The organism is Nostoc sp., assembly GCF_036916985.1.
Taxonomy (GTDB): domain Bacteria; phylum Cyanobacteriota; class Cyanobacteriia; order Cyanobacteriales; family Nostocaceae; genus Nostoc.
In genome coordinates this window covers 68,986-87,800 of record NZ_JBALFD010000012.1, presented here as the reverse complement: position 1 = coordinate 87,800, position 18,815 = coordinate 68,986, and the positions used below count along the sequence as shown (strand labels likewise).

The 18,815-nt window shown below is 41.3% G+C and carries 18 protein-coding genes; 9 read left to right on the top strand and 9 right to left on the bottom strand.

Translation table 11 applies throughout. The features are described 5' to 3' along the window. The first annotated feature begins 278 nt into the window (after nucleotides 1-278). A complete protein-coding gene (locus V7L07_RS02565) occupies nucleotides 279-1,637 on the top strand; it encodes an ATP-binding protein (RefSeq protein WP_335054764.1) in 1,359 nt (452 codons plus the stop codon). A gap of 45 nt (nucleotides 1,638-1,682) precedes the next feature. Here V7L07_RS02565 and V7L07_RS02560 read toward each other — a convergent pair whose 3' ends face one another. The 3 genes from V7L07_RS02560 to V7L07_RS02550 form a co-directional block, all read right to left on the bottom strand. Then, nucleotides 1,683-2,207 carry a hypothetical protein gene (locus V7L07_RS02560; protein WP_335054762.1) on the bottom strand — a complete coding sequence of 175 codons (525 nt, stop codon included), beginning with the start codon at nucleotides 2,205-2,207 and terminating at the stop codon, nucleotides 1,683-1,685. An 8-nt stretch (nucleotides 2,208-2,215) separates the two neighbouring features. Next, complete coding sequence (locus tag V7L07_RS02555; protein ID WP_335054761.1) at nucleotides 2,216-3,451, bottom strand: AAA family ATPase; 1,236 nt, start codon at nucleotides 3,449-3,451, stop codon at nucleotides 2,216-2,218. A gap of 190 nt (nucleotides 3,452-3,641) precedes the next feature. Continuing rightward, nucleotides 3,642-5,243: an alkaline phosphatase D family protein gene (locus tag V7L07_RS02550; RefSeq protein WP_335054759.1), complete on the bottom strand. Its 1,602-nt coding sequence runs from the start codon at nucleotides 5,241-5,243 to the stop codon at nucleotides 3,642-3,644. A 335-nt stretch (nucleotides 5,244-5,578) separates the two neighbouring features. Between V7L07_RS02550 and V7L07_RS02545 the strand changes: the two genes are divergently transcribed. Next, nucleotides 5,579-6,481, top strand: coding sequence for an ABC transporter ATP-binding protein (locus V7L07_RS02545; RefSeq protein WP_335054757.1), 903 nt, complete (start codon nucleotides 5,579-5,581; stop codon nucleotides 6,479-6,481). 2 nt (nucleotides 6,482-6,483) lie between these two features. On the opposite strand, the gene V7L07_RS02540 is transcribed toward V7L07_RS02545, so the two are convergent. Beyond that, nucleotides 6,484-7,164 carry a tetratricopeptide repeat protein gene (locus V7L07_RS02540; protein ID WP_335054755.1) on the bottom strand — a complete coding sequence of 227 codons (681 nt, stop codon included), beginning with the start codon at nucleotides 7,162-7,164 and terminating at the stop codon, nucleotides 6,484-6,486. Nucleotides 7,165-7,777: 613 nt separating this feature from the next. Between V7L07_RS02540 and V7L07_RS02535 the strand changes: the two genes are divergently transcribed. The 3 genes from V7L07_RS02535 to V7L07_RS02525 all read left to right on the top strand — a co-directional run bounded on the left by V7L07_RS02535 (nucleotide 7,778) and on the right by V7L07_RS02525 (nucleotide 10,163). Next, nucleotides 7,778-8,104: a YbjQ family protein gene (locus V7L07_RS02535; RefSeq protein WP_179068088.1), complete on the top strand. Its 327-nt coding sequence runs from the start codon at nucleotides 7,778-7,780 to the stop codon at nucleotides 8,102-8,104. 392 nt (nucleotides 8,105-8,496) lie between these two features. After that, a complete protein-coding gene (locus V7L07_RS02530) occupies nucleotides 8,497-9,132 on the top strand; it encodes a hypothetical protein (protein ID WP_334983026.1) in 636 nt (211 codons plus the stop codon). A 407-nt stretch (nucleotides 9,133-9,539) separates the two neighbouring features. Further along, nucleotides 9,540-10,163 (top strand): Uma2 family endonuclease, encoded by a 624-nt coding sequence (locus tag V7L07_RS02525; RefSeq protein WP_335054753.1) that lies wholly within the window; start codon nucleotides 9,540-9,542, stop codon nucleotides 10,161-10,163. Here V7L07_RS02525 and V7L07_RS02520 read toward each other — a convergent pair. Beyond that, the gene (locus tag V7L07_RS02520; RefSeq protein WP_335054751.1) at nucleotides 10,158-12,785 is read right to left on the bottom strand and encodes a U32 family peptidase; all 2,628 of its coding nucleotides are present in this window, start codon (nucleotides 12,783-12,785) and stop codon (nucleotides 10,158-10,160) included. The genes V7L07_RS02525 and V7L07_RS02520 overlap by 6 nt on opposite strands. A 164-nt stretch (nucleotides 12,786-12,949) precedes the next feature. Here V7L07_RS02520 and V7L07_RS02515 point away from each other — a divergent pair, with 164 nt between their 5' ends. Next, the gene (locus V7L07_RS02515) at nucleotides 12,950-13,282 is read left to right on the top strand and encodes a low molecular weight protein tyrosine phosphatase family protein (RefSeq protein ID WP_335054749.1); all 333 of its coding nucleotides are present in this window, start codon (nucleotides 12,950-12,952) and stop codon (nucleotides 13,280-13,282) included. Further along, the gene (locus tag V7L07_RS02510) at nucleotides 13,279-13,962 is read left to right on the top strand and encodes a class I SAM-dependent methyltransferase (protein WP_334697873.1); all 684 of its coding nucleotides are present in this window, start codon (nucleotides 13,279-13,281) and stop codon (nucleotides 13,960-13,962) included. The genes V7L07_RS02515 and V7L07_RS02510 overlap by 4 nt, the downstream gene beginning before the upstream one ends. A gap of 310 nt (nucleotides 13,963-14,272) precedes the next feature. Here the strand turns inward: V7L07_RS02510 and V7L07_RS02505 are convergent, their stop codons facing one another. From V7L07_RS02505 to V7L07_RS02490, 4 genes are all read right to left on the bottom strand, one after another. Next, nucleotides 14,273-15,184 carry a metallophosphoesterase family protein gene (locus V7L07_RS02505; protein ID WP_335054747.1) on the bottom strand — a complete coding sequence of 304 codons (912 nt, stop codon included), beginning with the start codon at nucleotides 15,182-15,184 and terminating at the stop codon, nucleotides 14,273-14,275. A gap of 14 nt (nucleotides 15,185-15,198) precedes the next feature. Continuing rightward, nucleotides 15,199-15,618 carry a cupredoxin domain-containing protein gene (locus V7L07_RS02500; RefSeq protein WP_335054745.1) on the bottom strand — a complete coding sequence of 140 codons (420 nt, stop codon included), beginning with the start codon at nucleotides 15,616-15,618 and terminating at the stop codon, nucleotides 15,199-15,201. Beyond that, nucleotides 15,615-15,905 carry a peptidase gene (locus V7L07_RS02495; RefSeq protein ID WP_442935998.1) on the bottom strand — a complete coding sequence of 97 codons (291 nt, stop codon included), beginning with the start codon at nucleotides 15,903-15,905 and terminating at the stop codon, nucleotides 15,615-15,617. Before V7L07_RS02495 ends, V7L07_RS02500 begins: the two co-directional genes overlap by 4 nt. A 149-nt stretch (nucleotides 15,906-16,054) precedes the next feature. Continuing rightward, a complete protein-coding gene (locus V7L07_RS02490) occupies nucleotides 16,055-16,411 on the bottom strand; it encodes a hypothetical protein (RefSeq protein WP_335054741.1) in 357 nt (118 codons plus the stop codon). A 614-nt stretch (nucleotides 16,412-17,025) separates the two neighbouring features. On the opposite strand from V7L07_RS02490, the gene V7L07_RS02485 reads away from it, so the two are divergent. Beyond that, entirely contained in the window at nucleotides 17,026-17,700 is a 675-nt protein-coding gene (locus V7L07_RS02485; protein ID WP_335054739.1) for a sigma-70 family RNA polymerase sigma factor, read from the top strand. 91 nt (nucleotides 17,701-17,791) lie between these two features. Then, nucleotides 17,792-18,523, top strand: a complete 732-nt coding sequence (locus tag V7L07_RS02480; protein ID WP_335054737.1) for an anti-sigma factor — start codon at nucleotides 17,792-17,794, stop codon at nucleotides 18,521-18,523. Nucleotides 18,524-18,815 lie beyond the last annotated feature (292 nt).

Here is an 18,815-nt window from a genome sequence, read left to right as displayed (position 1 = left end):
GCGGTTAGCGACGCATATTCTTTTCTTATTTTTACTAGTCAATTTCTTGTCTAAATTGTCAATACGTAATTTCTGTAACATTAGTAGAAATATTGTCCAGCATAGAAAAACATGGGATACCTTAATAGAAAAAGCTTTGCAGCATAACTGTTATTTTAAGCAGTAATCAGGGAACTATAAGATTGATTGACTTTGCAATTATTGCAATGCTTGTTCGGGGTATTAGCAGAAATGTTAACTCAAGGTTAAGGGTTGAAAGTATGTTGGCGATAGAGAGCATGACTAGTATCACAAATGCTAATAATCTGAACTTGCGATTAGAGTCTACTTTACAAGAATTACCACTTTGGTCTGTTTACTTCGATGCAGATAGTCCAGCAAATGATTTAAATAGACTTTTTAACCAAGAGCCTTTATTACCAGGAATTATCCTAGTGAAAAATCATAACTATGTGGGCATGATTTCCCGACAAAGATTTTTTGAACACATGAGCCGTCCCTATAGTTTCCCACTATTTTCTAAACGACCTGCGATAAATCTGATTAACTTTCTGCAACCAGATGTATGTGTAATTTCTGAGGAGACGCTCATTGTAGAAGCAAACAAGGTAGCTTTGCAGCGAGAGCCTCAATTTGTATATGAGCCGATTTTAATAGAAACTCAGTTAGGCAGCTATAAACTACTCGATTTCCATCAGTTACTTTTAGCTTATTCTCAAATTCATATTTTAACATTAGCTCAACTAGAGGAAGTAGAAGAACAATCTAGAATCGCCAAACGAGGTTTTCGTAACCTGAAGAATAACTATACTCGATTAATTCAGAATGAAAAAATGGCGGCTTTGGGGCAACTTGTTGCTGGGATTGCACACGAAATCAATAACCCAGTCAACTTTATTGCTGGCAACCTTGTTTATGCGCTCAACTACACTCAAGATTTACTAAAATTAATTAGCTTATACCAACATCATTATCCTACACCAGTAGCAGAAATTCAAGCTGTGATCGCAGAACTAGAACTAGAATTTTTAACTGCTGATTACCTCAAGCTTCTTGATTCTATGAAGTTTGGTACTGAACGTATCCAAGAGATAGTTCTTTCATTACGCAATTTCTCTCGCCTCGATGAATCTGAGAAAAAAATAGTTGATATTCATGAAGGTATTGATAGTACTCTAATAATATTACAAAGCCGTCTAATCAATCAGCAGACTGGTAAAAAAATTACTCTTTCTAAAGAATATGGGAATATTCCTTTAGTAGAATGCTATCCTGGGTTAATAAATCAAGTATTTATGAATATTATAGCAAATGCAATTGATGCTATTTTCGAGAGTTTTGAATCAGCTGATTCAACTCTAAAATCACCCTTAATTATTATTCGTACTGAAGTCACAGATAATCAGCAAGTAGTTATTCGCATTGCTGATAATGGTACTGGAATTCCCAAGGATATACAAAAGCGATTATTTGACCCCTTCTTCACCACTAAACCCGTCGGTAAAGGCACTGGATTGGGGTTATCTATCAGTTATCAAATTATTGTAGAAAAACATTGTGGTCAACTTCAATGTATATCCACTGTAAAAGAAGGAACTGAGTTTATTATTACAATTCCTGTCCAACTTAATTCATGACAAGTTAGTTCAAATAAACTCTATTTTTGGTAAATACTAATCGCTCTAGGCTTTTTTGCGAGTACTTCGACGCGTAGGTGCTGGGATAGCTGGTTCATAAGCCTTGAGTCCCCCATCGCCTGTAAAAATTTCTACTTGAAATGTGCTACTGGTTTTGGCGTAATATTCAGCCACAGTCTTAATTGTCGCATCTCCGATAGAAATTTTTCTAGATGCTAGAGTAGGCCATTCAGTAGCTAGTTGTTTCAATTGCTCTGAGTTCCAAAGTTCACCTACTTGAGTTTCAAAAACTCCCCAAGGTATAACTCCATCTGCTACTTTCACTAAAATATTACCGAAAGCTTGAGCAATTTCATATCGCTTAGAGTTAGCTTGTGAAATGTGATTACCAGTTTCTATAATTGTTGCTATTGGTAGTATAAACTTTGCACCTTGTTTTTCTTCTGCCTGAAAACGGGCTTCAACTCTTTTTTTATCCCATTTATCGTTATCAGAACCACAAGTCTCTTTACCAGGAACACTCAAGTAGACGCAAAGTATTGATGTATCAATAATTAACACCTTTCTCATATTTAATTTTACTTATTATCAGAAAGGCTCTTTTCGATTGCGCCTTTAGTTGCTAGTCTACCTAAACTTCCTGATGCTAACAAAAGAGGAAGATTTTCAATATCTTCTAAAAGAGTAAGTTTGCTTTCTCCAGTTTCTTTATCGCGGTGTGTGACAACTACAAAAGGAACTATTTCCGGGCCTAAAGCATCAAGCAAAGCTGGATTATGGGTAGTTAGTAAAATATCAATTTTTCTTTTGCTGCCAATCTCTCGCAGTATTCTTACCAGTAATTCTGCACGCGAAGGATGAAGACCATTATCTATTTCTTCAATTACCAGTTGACTTCCTTGTGGTCTTGTTAGCAATGCTGTCATAATTGCTAGAAAGCGGAGAGTTCCATCTGACATAGTTCTAGCATCAATTTCTGTAATATGACCAGGTTCCCATTCTTCCTGACAGTAAAGCATTGCATCAGTACCAAACCTACCTACTTTTTCCGTCCATACTTTTTGAATATCACCTTCAGGTAAATCTTTAATATAGTTAGATAGAGTGGATTCCGCTTCAGTTTTTTGTTCTTCAGTTAATGCTGCTAACACACCAGCAATGTTAGATCCATCACTTTCTAACCTGTCAGATAGTGGTGAATAATTCCGTATTTTAGAGGGAATAGAGTCTAATATAAATATATTCTCTAGACTTTGAGAAATAACATTAATTGCTTCAACCATGTTCATAGAAAGTCCTATTAACTGGCTTAGTACAGACTGATTCCGTCTAAAATATTGTGGTTTTCTAATATTTGTATCATAGAAGTTTACAGTAATACTGGGAGTATGAGATGATGGGTTATTTGTTTGGAATAATTTTTCTTGATATGCTTCTTCATTATTATTCAAGCTATGTTTAATTAGCACTAAAGACTCATCTAAAAGCTGCGTATGCGGTTTAGTTTCGACAGTAATAGTGTAGAGGTAATCAGTTCTAGCATACTTTCCATTTACTAACACGTTGAGCGTAAATTTAGTTTCTGGTTTAAGTGCTGCCCATTCTACACCACCTCGAATAGAACTAAGCGTTTTATCTCCTGCTAATGCCGCTTCAATATTCTCACCTCGTCCTATTCTTTGTAAAAATTCCAAAGCCTCAACTACATTAGATTTACCACTTGCATTTGTACCAATCAGAACAGTCAACGGGTCAAGTGGAAGCTCGGCGTAACGGAAACTTTTCCAGTTTTCTAAGATGAGTTGCTTAAGCATGATCAACTCCAAAACTCTACCTATCTAAATTTAGCTCCTATCAGTGGCGTTGGCAAAGCCCGCCGTAGGCATCGCACAATTCTTTCATCCTTCAACATCCCGCCCAAAAAACAGCAAAGCCAGCAGACAAAGTAAAAAATTGCGTAATTACTCTATCTAACTGGCTACATCTCACTATGATTTTGGCGATTTATTTTTCTGGCGGTAAATCTACACTGTAAATAGTCTTCCCTACCAAGTTACGCAGTGTCACTGTCATCACCTTTGTATTTCCATCAATTTTAACTCCTCCAAAGAATTGCAAACCTTCACTTGGTGGTCGATTTGCTTTTGTACCTGGAGGAAGGCTTTGAAATATCAATTGTGGGCCAAAAGTATTTTCTAATTGGTTAGGCCCAAATGTGCCAGAGTTAAGTGGCCCGGCGACAAACTCCCAAAAAGGCTTGAAGTCGGTAAACTGCGCTTTAGCGGGGTTGTAATAGTGGGCTGCTGCGTAATGTACATCAGCAGTTAACCAAACAACATTCTGGATATTTTTATTTTTGATAAATCGTAGTAAATCGGCAAGTTCTAATTCTCTTCCTAAAGCTGGGCCATCTCCATTCGCCCAAGCTTCAAAATCCGTAGTACCGTCTCTAACTATCAGCCCCAAAGGCATATCACTAGCAATCACTTTCCACGTTGCTTTTGATGACAGCAATTGTCTTTTCAACCATTGCACTTGTTTTCTACTCAAAAAATCTGTTTCTTTACTTGGCACTGGCTGATTATTGGGGGAATTTGGCCCCCGGTAGGTACGCTCATCCAGCATGAAAATGTCTAATAATGGGCCATAGTTGAAAGAGCGATAAATTTTCGCTTTATCTGGATTATTACTTGTATATCCAATAGGCAAATATTCTAAAAACGCTTGTCTTGCTCTTTGGGCTAGCAAGTTCACATCCTTAACTGTATAACGGTCATCGTTGAGGATAATTTGCCCAGGATACCAATTGTTTCTTGTTTCGTGGTCGTCCCACTGTGCCAATATGGGAACTTCAGCATTGAAACGCTTAATATTTTTATCCAGCAAATTATATATATAGTTGCCACGAAATTCTGTGAGAGTTTCTGCTACTTTGGATTTTTCTGGTGTGGTAATGTTTTTCCAAATTGTGCCATCGTCTAAAGTTACTTCTGATTGAATGGGGCCATCAGCATAAATGTTATCGCCAGAATGGATGAAAAAGTCAGGATGAAGTTGGCGCATAGTTTCATAAATTTTCATCCCACCGAAATCAGGATTAATACCCCATCCTTGACCAGCAGTATCGCCACCCCAAACAAAGAATATATCTCGTCTAGATTTGGGTGGAGTTCGGAAAGTACCATAAAAAGGAGCGCTGTAAGTACGTTGATAATCTAAATCTTGGAAAATCACCCGATAAAATAATTTTTGGTCTGGTGGTAGATTCTTCAGATAAAGTCGTGCTGTAAAGTCGCTATTTTTTAAAGCATTAGGCCCGATAACTCGCTGCACATTGCGAAAAGATTCGCTGCTAGAATATTCTACGATCATTTTGGCGGCGCGATCGCTCCGACTCCAAATCACAATGCCATCGTTAGATATGTCTCCACTTGCTACACCATAAGGTATTGCAGGACGCATTTTCTCAGAGGTGATAATTGCAGGTGCTTGGGCAAAAACTGGTGATTTGGCTACAAAATTTGTGGAAATAATTCCACCAGCAGTGATAGCAGAGCGTAGCAAAAACTGGCGGCGGTTTAGCTTCAATGGGTGATGAGATTCCATACTAAATAATAGCAACCTTAAACTAAGGTATTACAGGATAAATGTTTACCACATCTTTTTATGGCAATAAGTAAAGATTGAGTTATCTCAGGGTTAATAAAATATATTTAGTTTGATGTAATCAGAATGGTAATGTTGATTAGGGACTTGTACTAGCAAATTTATCTATGACCAAAATTATCATAAATTAAAGGGTTTAAGACCCCTACATCTACATGTAGCACCCATTTCAGCCGGGGTTTAAATCCCCGTCTGAAATTTTTTGAATTTTGATTTTGAATTGTTAATAGTTTGTTAATTTTGAATTTTGAATTTTGAATTCGGAGCGAAGCGACGTGACTGCTGCTGTCTTTTTAGAAAATGTCTACAAGTTTTACAACAATGTACCTGTAGTCAATGACCTGTCATTCAAAATTGAAGCAGGAGAGATATTTGCTCTACTTGGCCCGAACGGTGCAGGTAAATCAACCACAATTCGGATGCTGACTACACTCACCAAACCATCTCAAGGACGCATAGAAGTAGGTGGATATGATGTGATGCGCCAAGCAACGTTGGCAAAACAGAGTATTGGCGTAGTCTTGCAACAAGTCAGTGTAGATAATGATTTAACCGTTTGGGAAAATATGGAACTGCACGGGAGACTACATCACATTAGTAACCCGCAGCGACAAAAATTGATTAATCAATGGTTAGAGTATGTTGAACTAGCAGAAAAACGTGATGATTTGGTAAAAACCCTGTCTGGGGGTATGAAACGACGGTTGCAGATTGCGAGAGCTTTATTGCATCAACCGCAAATTTTGTTTTTAGATGAACCAACCGTAGGACTAGACCCCCAAACCAGGCGACGCCTCTGGGAAATTATTCGGGATTTAAATAAACAAGGGATGACGATGCTACTAACGACCCATTATATGGATGAGGTCGAATTTTTGTGCGATGCCTTTGGTTCTACCAAGCCAGGACGCATCGGTATTATGGATAGCGGTAAACTGATTTCTTTGGGGACTTTACAACAGCTGCGTTCTGCTCACGGTGAAGGTTTGGTGATGAAACAATTAGGTGTGTCTGATGTGGGAAGTGATGGCGCTCGTAGTTGGGAATATCTGTTTTTCCCATCCTTGGAAGCAGCAAATATCTACTTGAATGAACAGCCCGATAAAACTGGAATGATGGTGCGTCCCTCTAACCTGGAAGATATTTTTGTAGAATTAACGGGACGCCAGTTAGATTAACCTCATCCTCCTAACTGCCGCAGCATGGCTTCTACTCTTTCTACGCCACCTGAGTCATTGCGGCGCTTGTACAAGTCACGGGCTTTCTGAAGCAAGCTGTTCGCTTGTTTGGTTTGTCGTCGTTGTTTATACATCGAACCCATCAACTCATAAGTTTGGGCGTTGTTTTTATCCAAGTCGATTGCTTGTTGGTATGCCCAGGTAGCTGCATTATAGTCTCCCATACGCGATTGCGTCACAGCCAATCCTAAATAGGCGTTAACGTTGTTACGGTTCAGCTGTATGGCACGACGGTAGCCTTCCTTTGCCCCTGGTGTGTCGCCCAAATTCGCTTTGATGTAGCCCACAGCGTAGTAAAAATCACTGTTGTTAGGGTTGATTGCGATCGCCCGACGATAAGCTGTTAATGCTGCCTGGTAATTTCCCTGTTGAGCGTACAAATACCCAATGCCTGAATGGATTTTAGCATTTTTGGGATCTAAACTAGCTGCTTGTTGATAAACAGCGATCGCACCACCATAATCACCAGCATCTACTAGCCTCCGTCCTTCTTCTAGCAGTTGCTTTAACTCTGGGTTTTTGGCTTGTGCCACTAATACCTGAGCCTGAGCTACTGAAGGCATCGTGAAGGTAAAACATCCTAATAACACCACGCTAAACACGAATGATGTTGGCTTGTACACAGTAAATTTCCTGAAATTTTAGAGAACTTTTTTCTTGTACATTAAAACAAAAATATGGACTTTTGAAAACTGTATTTATTCGTATTGGTTAAGATGTTAATAGTTCATTCATCTTTCCTTTACAATCAGCACTGCGTAACAGAGTTTTCACGGAAGGATAAAGTGTAAGATATCAACTTTCACATCAAGTTACCCTACATATAAACTAGTATAAACGCAAAATAACACCTTTTTTAGTCAGTAGTTATACGTGCTACTCGGAAAATCTCAGCAAGCATCTGACTTAATCCTAGATGTTGGTGTGCCAAGGTTACAAGGTTTAAGATTCATTCCTGTTTTTTATTTCAATCCAATTTATAGTTATTGATACTACCTTTTGAGAAGTTATCATCTAGACATTCACATCATTCTTTGGTCATTACACGGTAAGATAAATTTAATCAGTCAAATGTTCCTTGAAATTCTGGTTCCTGTTTAGAACAATATTAAAGGTCAAAGCGCAATCTAAAATTCTGTGAGAGGATGTTTATCAAATCTGTATTCTGTAATCAAAGTTACAATTACTCAATTATTTCGATAAACATCTCATATATCCTAACTAGAAGGTTAATTTATGATTATAACTACAACTGATGTGATTCAAGGAGCCGTGATTGATTCATATTTAGGTATTGTGACAGCAGAAGTAGTCTATGGCAGCAATTTCTTGCGGGATTTTTTGGCTGGAATTCGTGATATTATCGGTGGACGCACTGCTAGCTATGAGCGTCTATTTGAACAGGGACAACGCAAGGCGTTAGAAGAGTTAGAACAACGCGCACAACGTTTAGGAGCAAATGCTGTAATCGGGATTGAAATTGATACTGGCACAATCAATCTTGACCAGTCAGGAGTTCTTTTGCTGATTACTGCCACCGGTACGGCTGTGAGGATGCGTTAAAGTAATTCGTAATTATTAATAATGCTCTCTATGAGACGTTGTACGTAGCTTGCTTATCCTCAAGAGTAGGGAATTCGCTAACGTAATTCAGTTTGGTCTTAAGTTTAATTACATACACTATTAAAGCTGTTTTTTGTAAAGAGTTGATAAATAATTTAGTTTTATTTTCAAAACTTTAAGATTAAAACCTTATCAAATTATTTAGATATTAATAAATAATAAATTGTATTAAAAACGTGAAACAAAGTCTGTTTTTATCACTAAAGATAGACTTATTAAGTCTTTCTATTGATAGAGATAAAAGTAGATGATTTAGTTATTTAATTTTAAGCATAAAGGATGAATATACCTGAGCAAATACTTTGCTGAAATAGCACTGGAGAACATAAGCGATGTCATACGTAAATCGGACAGGCAATGACGTTATATCTACTGATACCGTGGTAGCAGGCAGAATAGCTGAATATCACGATCGTGTTCGCTGGGGGCCGATTATTGCTGGCTTGTTGGTTTCTTTAGCTACACAATTAATTTTGAGTTCTATAATCGGTGCGATCGCAGCTGGTACAGTTGAAAGTTCAGGCGCACCCAGAACAATCGCCCCTAACGTTGCAGGTAGTGCGGGTCTTTGGTCAACTATCGCGTTGTTAATTTCTTTATTTATTGGTGGTTGGGTAACAGCCCGTGCCTGTGGGCCGATGAGCCGCAATACAGCTCTTCTCAATGGTGCAATTCTTTGGGCAACGACTTTGGCAGTTAGTTCGTGGCTCTTTGCAAGTGGAGTATCTGGTGCTTTTGGTGTTGCTGCTTCCAACGCTGGGGAAGTTATAAACCAGGTACAACAGCAAGGTGGAGTCTCCAATATTCCGCGAGCAAATGTAACAGCTCAACAAACACGTGATATTGCAGCAAATGTACGTTCAGGATTGTGGTGGTTTGTGCTTGGTTCCTTGTTGGGTTTAGTAACTGCAATGATTGGAGCCGTAGCTGGTACTCGCACTCCCCGGACTAATAATTACAATCCTTAAATAATTGTTTGAAAAATCAAATGTTATTTTTTTTAAATAAAAGCACCTTGAGAAAAGGTGCTTTTTGTCAGAGCTATATTGTTTGCCAAAAAATCAGCAAAGATGGGATTGCCATAACAGCCAGATTGAGATATGGTATGAATCAAAAAATTCTTTTAATCCAAAATCCACAATCTAAAATCTAAAATTGCTAGTCAACTAAGATATTTTTGGTTGCTGCCACAGCACGAGTTTCAATTCAGAACAGTTACAAGCCCATTAGCCGTCGTGCTTCTTCTTTGATATTTTTGATTTCCATGACATTCATTGACTAGAATCACGTCTATCTGGTTATTATAGCGATTCTCCTCAGTGATGTGATAACAAGTAATTTGCTAAACTCTGAATCATCATCAGGAGTAAGTGTGATGTTTCAAGCCTTACCAAAAACGATCGCTTTTGAAGAATTCCTCGATTGGAAGCCAGACGGCGGATGTTATGAACTACACAATGGGGCAATTGTTGAAATGCAGCCAATAGGAGATCATGAAGAGATTAATGGTTTTTTAGCGGGTGAAATCACTTTAGAGTTCAAACGATTAAAACTCCCATACATCATACCCAAGCAAGCACTAGTTAAGATTCCTGACAAAGAATCAGGTTATTCGCCTGATGTGATAGTGATAAATCAAAAGAATCTTTCAGCAGAACCAATGTGGAAAAAGTCTTCAACGGTTACTCAAGCTGCGTCGGTTCCCTTAGTTATTGAAGTCGTCAGCACTAATTGGAGGGATGATTATGCATCCAAGCTAGTTGACTACGAAACTTTTGGGGTTCCTGAATATTGGATTGTTGACTATTTAGCTTTGGGCGGTAGAAGGTACATAGGTAATCCCAAACAACCAACTATTTCCGTTTACTATTTGGTGGATGGTGAGTATCAAGTTAACCTGTTTCGGGGAAATGATCGCATCATATCCCCTACATTTCCAGAATTAAACTTGACTGCTGAACAGATTTTTCAAGCTGGGCGTTCAGAAAATCAATTATGATCGTAATGCAGACACTCCCATCGGACCACGAGTTACGCCTAATTGATTTTGCAGTTTCAACTCTCGCCAGAGTTGGGAACCTGTAATTTCACCTTGCAGTAGTTGACGGTAGCGATGTATTGTTTTAGTCACTTGCTCTGGTGTCTCATTCACAAACTCAATGCGGAAGTGACGTAATCCCAGTTCTATCAGACGTTGTACGTACTCGGCTCCCGTTTGAGCAGTGCCGTTAAATACAGTATTGCGGCAACCTACATCTGCTTTGAGAACGTGTTCAGTACCTACACGGTCTTTTAATTTAACTTCCTGCTTTTCACAAGGTCGTCCACAGTTGGTATAATCTGTACCCGTTGATAGAAAGGCACAAAAAACACAATGCTCCATGTGAAACATCGGTATATGCTGATGGATTGTCACCTCAAACCACTGGGGAGGGCAACTGGTGATTAGGTCTTGTAGTTGGGTAATATTCAGGTCATAAGATGCCGTCAGCCTTTCTAAACCAAAGCGTTGCTGAAAGTAATCTGCTGTTAAAGGATTTGCAACGTTGAGTGAGAAATCTCCAATACAACGGTCTGCGGCAAAAAATTGCAGTTGGTCATAGTTCCGTATCAAATAACCATCTGCTTCACAAGCACGTACTTGCTGCAAAATCCAGTTTTCTCCTGGTTTGGTAATTCGGGGTGGTGCAAGCCAAATTGTGGGGACTGGGAATTGTTGTCTGGGTTGGCGTACTAGCTGTACTGCCTCTCGGTAGGCGCGGGGATCTTCAAATTCGCAGTAGAGTGTTTCAACACCAGCTTTGAGGGCGGCTTGGAGTTGCTTGAGGTTTCTTACTAAGACGATGAGTGAGGGGGATGTGGGAGATGAGGGAGATGAGGAGGGGAGTAAGTCTTGGAAAGAGACATCAGAAAGTAATTGCCAGCGTTTGGGTTGACTCCGCAATTCTTCCAACTGTGCAACTATTTCTCGCCGCATCCGGTTCAACTCACTGACGGGTAGCATAATTGCACCGATGAGATGGTTGGTTAGGGTTCCCAAACAGAAAGGGGTGTTACCCAAACGACCAAATTGTTCTTGTAAACGGTCTGTATCTAGGGGTTTGGTGTGTGCCTCCGCGAGTGAAATTGCAGACTCAATTTGGACAATATTACCAAGTTTATCGCGGGCGATCGCAATCAACGCCTGACCAACTTCTCCATAAACCTCAAAGTCAATCGGACGCTGAAATTGTGGGTTCTCGCCTGCAAAACTCTGACGCAGTTGCTTATCGAGTTCTGGATCGCTGGTTTTCCAAATGCGATCGCCTATATGCACTCGGCGCAGGTTCAAGTCATTTCGACCAAAGGTCAGTATGGTTTCTTTACCCTTGTTGACCACAGCATAAACCCGGCCGCCTTCTTCCTTCGTCTCTGGATGACCGCAGTCAAACACAATTCCATCCCCCGGTTTTAGAGGCGCTTCCAATTTAACTGTTACCTGTTCGTTGTGAATGCGGGTAACTTCACCCAAATAAACGCCGCGCTTTTTACCAAAGCGGGCATGAACTAATTCCTGATTATTAATCCCGCCAAACCAACCTGTGTAGAGTCCGCGAGAAAATGCCATCTCTAGGTTGTAATGTTCTTGATTTGTTGCCCGTTGTTGATTAAGCGGAAGATCCCCCCAACCCCCCTTAACAAGTGGGGCTATGTCCCCCCCTTTTGAAGGGGGGCTAGGGGGGATCTCCTTCATCACCTCATCCAAAGCTTGCCGATAAACACGGGTGACATTAGCAACATACTCTGGAGCTTTCAAACGACCTTCAATTTTGAGACAAGTTACACCTGATTTCACTAAATCGGGCAAAACATCTAACCCTGCTAAGTCTTGAGGACTGAGTAAATATTTGCGTTCTTTTAAATTGATAACTTCCCCATCAGCAATTAAATCGTAGGGCATCCGGCAAGCTTGGGCACATTCACCTCGATTAGCAGAACGTCCGCCTAAAGCCTCACTAGTCAAACACTGACCGGAATAGGCCACGCACAAAGCACCGTGAATAAAGACTTCCAAGGGCAGCGAAGTTTCCTGTAGGGCAATCTGCTGCTGTATTTTATTGATTTCCTGGAGAGAACATTCACGCGCCAGCACCACTAATTGACAGCCAAGGGATTTGGCAAATTCCACCCCAGCCGCACTAGTGATGGTCATTTGGGTGGAAGCATGGATAGGAAAATCAGGGGAGAGGTGACGGATGAGGCGGCATATCCCGATATCTTGGACAATCACTGCATCCACACCTGCGGCAATAATTGTGCGGAGATATTGCTGTGCTTCTGCTAGTTCTTTGGAAAATATTAGTGTGTTGACAGTAACATAACCCTTTACACCCCGGCGGTGCAAGAATGTCATTAATTGGGGTAAGTCCGCCTCAGTAAAATTTTGTGCCCGCATTCTGGCGTTAAACCGATCCAAACCGAAGTAAATCGCATCTGCTCCATTTTCCACAGCAGCTTTAGCACAGTCCCAGTTACCTGCTGGTGCAAGTAGTTCAGGACGTTGAAGGGAGAGTTGGGAAGGGGAGCGTAGGCGTAGCCCATCGTTCGCGTAGCGTCTCGCAGAGAAGATATCGCTTTTCATTCAGGTTGGGAGGGTTAAGTAGTACCATAGTGATTTTATCTAAGTTAGTGAGGAAAGGGGTAAAGCTCTGTTATTTTGAAAATGGTAAAATATTTGGATTTTCCATCTTTGTCAAAGATAAAGAACTTTTTTTAGAGTTAGATCGGCAAGAGGCTACTTAATTAATGAAAAAGCTTTTATTTATCTGTAGCCAGAATAAATTGCGAAGTCCTACCGCCGAGGCTGTGTTTTCTGAATATGAAGGACTTGAAACGGAATCAGCAGGCTTAGATCATTCTGCTGAAGTCCCATTGTCAACAGAGGCTATTCAATGGGCTGACATTATCTTTGTGATGGAAAAATCCCATAGAAATAAACTCTCGAAAAATTTTCAGCCTTTGCTTAAAGATAAAAGAGTTATATGTTTAGATATCCCAGATGACTATGAATATATGGAACCAGCTTTAATTGAGTTATTAAAACAAAAAGTTTTACCCCTATTAAAAATTAGACAATGAATATTCAAGAAGCATTTAATTCCGCCGCAGTAGATTACGATAATTTACGTCGTACTTTAATTCCCTGTTTTGATGACTTCTACAAAACAGCCGTTGAAATTATCTCAGGTGACGACACCGCACCGATGAAAATTCTAGATTTGGGTGCTGGTACTGGACTTTACTCAGGGATGGTTCAGTCCGTCTTTCCTAATGCAGAGTTTACCTTACTAGACTTAGCCCCTGAGATGTTAGAGAAAGCTAAGTTTAGATTTAGCCAAATGGGTAAATTTCCCAAAATATTAATTGGTGATTACGTTGACACTAATTTAGGTGATTCATATCATATTGTAATTTCTGCCTTATCAATTCATCATTTGTCAGATGTTGATAAAAAACTTCTTTATCAACGGATTTATGATGTTCTCAATCCTGGAGGGATATTTGTCAACGCCGATCAAGTTCTTGGCAAAACGCCTGATTTAGAAAAACTTTATCGTCAACACTGGTTAGATTCTGTCCGCGCTAAAAATATCTCAGAACAGGATCTCAAAGCAGCACAAAAACGTATGGAATACGATCGTATGGCAACCCTTGATATTCAACTTACCTGGCTAGAAGCGGCTGGATTTCAAAATGTAGATTGCTGGTATAAAAATTTTAGCTTTGCTGTTTTTGGTGGTTATCGCCCAACTATTTAACTAATATTTATCGAACAGAATTCAGTAGTCAGGAGTCAGAATGGGCTAAACGCCCCGCTACCGCTAACAGAATTAATTTTGTACGGCTGGCGGATGAATAACCGGATTGAAGACCACCAAATCTACGATTTGGTGGTCTTCAATCAGTCGCGGGTCTGAATCCCCGACTCATAGCGCAGCGTTAGCGAGTATTCGAGCGTCGCCTCTTGATTCTGACTCCTGAATTCTGACTTCTGAATTCTTCTTTAATCCAAGAACCTTGCAACCGAACCATTAGCTAGCTCTTAGAAACATCCAGAATGCGATATTTCTACCCCAGAGTATGTTGGTCAACTCTAGTATCCTTGCCGGAAATTACCTCAACTGTGCGGAATCCAAGCACCGCCAACAGATTATTTTCAGGGAGCTTGACGGGAGCAGGTTGATCGCCGTGACCTGGAGCGGGCAGGGGATAGGCAGTCGCCGCAGCGGTGTGGAAGCGAATATTGCCTTCGCTATGCTCAATTACTTGATGGATGTGCCCCGTTAGCACTGTTACCGATGCAAAGCGAGATAGCAGTGAAAGCAACTTAGCAGAATCAGCAGTTGCCCATCCCCATTTGGGATAAAGGTCATATAGAGGAATATGGCTGAAAACAACTAGAGGCGTATCCTGTTTCTGGTTTGCCAAATCTTTGGAGAGCAAGTCGAGTTGCGCCTCACCTAGTTTGCCTGTGCCGGTTGCCCCAAAGTCCAGCACATTGGTCAAAGAAACAAAGTGTATTCCCGCCTGATCCCAAACTTGTAAACCCTCTTTGACATCCTTGCGGTTAAAAGCTTCGTCGTAGGCTTTGCCGCGATCGCCAATCGTATCGTGTTCCCCTGGTAGAGTAAACAGTGGGACTTTCAATTGGGAAAGCAGTTGTTTCGCCAGATCGAATTCTTCTGGTTTAGATAAATGGGAGATGTCTCCGGTGTGAATAACAAAGGCGGGTGGAGTGGGTAAGGCATTGATCGCATCGATCGTTTTCTGAAGCGTATCGGTGACATGTTCATTTGCAGGTTTTTTGAAACCGATGTGCGTATCGCTAATTTGAACAAAGGAAAACGGTGAAGTCGTGGATGATTTTTGAGCATTTGGTTCTCCCACCTGACAGGCAGTTAATAAGCCATTTGCACCAACAGCCCACACAATGCCAAGTCCTGTCCAGCCCACGTGTTCAATAAATTTTCTGCGTTGCATTGGTATTCCTCTGGTTAGTTTTTCTTATTTGTTACCGTCAGCGTCCCTTTCATAAAGGGATGAATTGAGCAAATATAGGGATAGGTTCCCGGTTTGGTAGCGGTGTAGTTCCAGGTTTGATTGGTATCCAGTGCTTTAGAGTTGAAAGTACCATCCGTAGCCGTCGCCGTGTGGGGTTCTTCATCGACATTGATAAACTGAACAGTTTTACCAACAGCGATCGCCAAATTCGCTGGCTCAAATTTGAAATTACGAATTTTGACTGTAGTATCGGCAGTTTGTTGACTAGTTTGGGGTTGCTCCTTGGGTTGATTTTTCATTGCCATTGGTTGGTTCGTCGTTGCCTTATGGTTCGGACTACATGATGACAACGACAACAGGATTACCAGAAAGGCACTGGCGATCGCTATGAAAAAATAAGAAATGTATTTCATGAGCGTTCTTTTATCCGCTTTGGTTGCTGGCGTTTAGTAAACAGTCCGGTCAGCGAGAGTCCGGTAGCCACTAAGCCAATCAGACCTAGCCCATTCAAAACTGGCAGAATGGCATCGAGTTTGAAGATTTGGAAGGTGTGAACAGTGATTAAAAATGCAGCAAGCTCTTCTTGATGCAACCATGTATCGGCGATGGCAATGCTAATGCCAGTCAGAGCAGTAAAGAGTAACGGCAAACAAAAGAGTGTAGCAATTAGCCGATGGTACTTGCGAAATGTGTTTTTCATCATATTGATTCAGTAAGGGACTTCCAAAAAAAATATTCAATTATTGATTGTGGGGTGGGCAACATGAGCGTCCAGTTTATATGGCGGGCAAGATGTCCACCCCACAAGATTGGATAATTTATTTCTTGGAGTTCAGTAACGCCAGTTTTTTAGTCTGCTGTAAATTCTTGCAATTGATTTTCAAGGTTATGGCGATAGCCTCGATCGCTTAACGCTTGCTCAGGTAGTCTATTCGCTTTGACAGCAGCTTGAATAATGTCTTGAGCCGTGATTGTTCCAGACGCGATCGCCGTCATCAATGCACGACTGCTAGGAATGCCTTGGTCTTTTAAGTAGCCTTGATACGCCAGATAAACCAAATTAAAAGGCTTGAGTTGGTTTCCAGAGCGTTGATTTGCCGCGTAGGGATTGAGGCTGATTGGTGCGGTTTGAGCCTGCGCCGCAGCAGGCAAAATGGTGGCAGAGAGAAGCAATGTTGTTAACAGCACAGAAATAGAGCGTCGCATAGAATTACCTTTGAGATTGGTTATTTGACTACAGCGGTTTTACCATACTCAGTACTAACCATTGAGTAATAAAAATACTCAGTATTTTTGCACTATGGTAAAAGCCCCCCCTTGTGGGCGGTTTTTCAACTCAGCACTCGGTACTCAGCACTCTTTATTGACCTTCAATGCTTGGATGCAGCACAAACTTTCAAGCAAATTGGTCGAATCCAAACTGCTAAAAGTGCAAAATATGACATACCAAAGAAGGGGATTGCGGATTGACGATATAAATTTCGTCGGGGCATTCCAGTTTTAAAAGCTGTAGGAGTTGGTAGGTAAACAATTAGCGTGATTTCAGGAATTTAGTTGCAACTTATGCCTGGAAAGAATGCTAACTGGGTTACTTACTTTTCTCTACCTTTAATACGACTGGGAACCAATTTTGGATTTAAACTCTTCAAATGCCCTTGCTAGACTGATGTTCACGGTTCGTTCGGTTTGAGGCGCGAGAAGAACGTTAACCAATCAGAACGAAATAACCCACTTCTGCAAAATTTTGACGCTAAACTCATCCAATTAGCTTCACCAATCGTTTTAGAAATGAAAGTAAGTTTGCTCTATACTCAAAAGTTGTGAAATCAGGATTGGCACTCACATTGCAAGATGCATTGGGCATTTTTGCAGAGAAATTAGCCTCGGTCTATCCACCTGAATCTATGGATCTAAGTTCTCCCGATCGCCATTCATCAGAACCGTCATCCTCCAGCGATGCCAAACTTTTGGATGACCTGAAGGCAAAGCAACCAACGGCGTTAAGGTGTCTCTACGAGCGCTACGGCAGCGTGGTGTATGGAGTGGCGCTGAAAGTTTTGCAAAGCCAGCCGGAAGCCGAAGACCTAACCCAGGAAATTTTTCTATCATTATGGCAGCGTCCGGTTGACCCAGATCGCCACGGTCATTTGATGCGCTACCTGATTGTCATGACTCGATCGCGGGCGATCGACAAACTGCGATCGCGCAGTCGCACCCTTAATTTGGTGCAACGTTGGGGGCAGAATATCACTGCTGCACCTCCCGCGCATACTCCGGTTGAGCAGGCTGTTTTCAATGAGCGATCGCAGCAAGTGCGGCAGGCATTGACCCAACTTTCAGATCAGCAACGACAGGTGATAGAACTGGCCTATGATGCCGGACTGAGCCAATCAGAAATTGCCCAACAACTGCATAAACCTCTGGGAAGCGTGAAAAGCTTGACTCGCCAAGGACTCCTGAAACTGAAGCAACTTTTACAACACTCCATTGACTAAGGTTATGACTGAAAACGACTCATGATACAGAGCAACTAAATTTATTTATGGGGATCATTAATTTTGAATTTTGAATTCGGAGCGAAGCGACGTGACTGAACCCCTTACTCCTCAAGCAATCGAAACCTTGGCAGCAGGCTATGTTGTGGGCGACCTCGATCGCGCCGAAGTAGAAGTTTTCGAGCAACTGCTGGCAGAAAATCCCGCATTAGTGGTAGAAGTGAAGCGGCTTCAGGCAACCTTAGACCAGGTTGTTTACAGCTTAAACAGCGTTGAACCGCCTCCCCATCTCCAATCTGCGATTCTGACTGCCGCTACCACGACTTTCCAACCCTCCCAGAAACCGTCTCGCTTCCTCTGGTACACCGTCATGAGTAGTGTCGCGGCACTCCTCATTCTGTATTTAGGAGTAGATAACTATCGCTTGCGACAGGATTTCCGTATGGCTCAAGATATCAATACCCTACTGCAACAGTCCCAGACACAACTTTTCTCTCTCAAGGCTGTAAATGCGTCGGATACTGCTGCGGGTAGCTTTGTGGTGAATCTAGGACAACGACAGGGGATTCTAGCCGTGCAAAATCTGGTGGCTCCCCCTACAGGGAAAGTCTATCGACTTTGGGCGATCGCTGATGGCGAAAAAATTCCCTGCGGTACTGTGAAAATTAATCCCCAGGGAAAGGTGCTAGATAAATTCTGGATGCCTGCCGACTTTTATGACACAGGTATCTCTGGATTATTCGTAACTTTGGAATTGTCTGAAACTAGCCGTTATCCAACCGGAACTATCGTGATGCAGAGTAACTCATTGACCCATATCTAACCCAGTAACTCACGCTCTATCCCGGATGCAGACTTGGCGGTGCGCTGTAGTATGCAATGGGGAATCCTAATCGCTGGGTTCTGGTTAATGGGACTTATACCATTTTGGATTTTAGATTTTGGATTATGGAACATCCATTGGATAAGTGTTTCAGTTTTCCATCTGTCGCAATCATTTTTCAAATTGGTATTAGACAAAAAATACCCAAAAAAAAGCCTCAAACAAGTGTTCGTTGGTAATTAATCCCATAGCATTAACCAATCCAGCACCGATAATTGCGGAGGTGGGAGCC

What these genes read in the sequence shown, in the direction of transcription:
- V7L07_RS02565 (WP_335054764.1), top strand. Translation starts at nt 279, where the DNA reads ATGACTAGTATCACAAATGCTAATAATCTGAACTTGCGATTAGAGTCT.
- V7L07_RS02560 (WP_335054762.1), bottom strand. Translation starts at nt 2,207, where the DNA reads ATGAGAAAGGTGTTAATTATTGATACATCAATACTTTGCGTCTACTTG.
- V7L07_RS02555 (WP_335054761.1), bottom strand. Translation starts at nt 3,451, where the DNA reads ATGCTTAAGCAACTCATCTTAGAAAACTGGAAAAGTTTCCGTTACGCC.
- V7L07_RS02550 (WP_335054759.1), bottom strand. Translation starts at nt 5,243, where the DNA reads ATGGAATCTCATCACCCATTGAAGCTAAACCGCCGCCAGTTTTTGCTA.
- V7L07_RS02535 (WP_179068088.1), top strand. Translation starts at nt 7,778, where the DNA reads ATGATTATAACTACAACTGATGTGATTCAAGGAGCCGTGATTGATTCA.
- V7L07_RS02530 (WP_334983026.1), top strand. Translation starts at nt 8,497, where the DNA reads ATGTCATACGTAAATCGGACAGGCAATGACGTTATATCTACTGATACC.
- V7L07_RS02525 (WP_335054753.1), top strand. Translation starts at nt 9,540, where the DNA reads ATGTTTCAAGCCTTACCAAAAACGATCGCTTTTGAAGAATTCCTCGAT.
- V7L07_RS02520 (WP_335054751.1), bottom strand. Translation starts at nt 12,785, where the DNA reads ATGAAAAGCGATATCTTCTCTGCGAGACGCTACGCGAACGATGGGCTA.
- V7L07_RS02515 (WP_335054749.1), top strand. Translation starts at nt 12,950, where the DNA reads ATGAAAAAGCTTTTATTTATCTGTAGCCAGAATAAATTGCGAAGTCCT.
- V7L07_RS02510 (WP_334697873.1), top strand. Translation starts at nt 13,279, where the DNA reads ATGAATATTCAAGAAGCATTTAATTCCGCCGCAGTAGATTACGATAAT.
- V7L07_RS02505 (WP_335054747.1), bottom strand. Translation starts at nt 15,184, where the DNA reads ATGCAACGCAGAAAATTTATTGAACACGTGGGCTGGACAGGACTTGGC.
- V7L07_RS02500 (WP_335054745.1), bottom strand. Translation starts at nt 15,618, where the DNA reads ATGAAATACATTTCTTATTTTTTCATAGCGATCGCCAGTGCCTTTCTG.
- V7L07_RS02495 (WP_442935998.1), bottom strand. Translation starts at nt 15,905, where the DNA reads ATGAAAAACACATTTCGCAAGTACCATCGGCTAATTGCTACACTCTTT.
- V7L07_RS02490 (WP_335054741.1), bottom strand. Translation starts at nt 16,411, where the DNA reads ATGCGACGCTCTATTTCTGTGCTGTTAACAACATTGCTTCTCTCTGCC.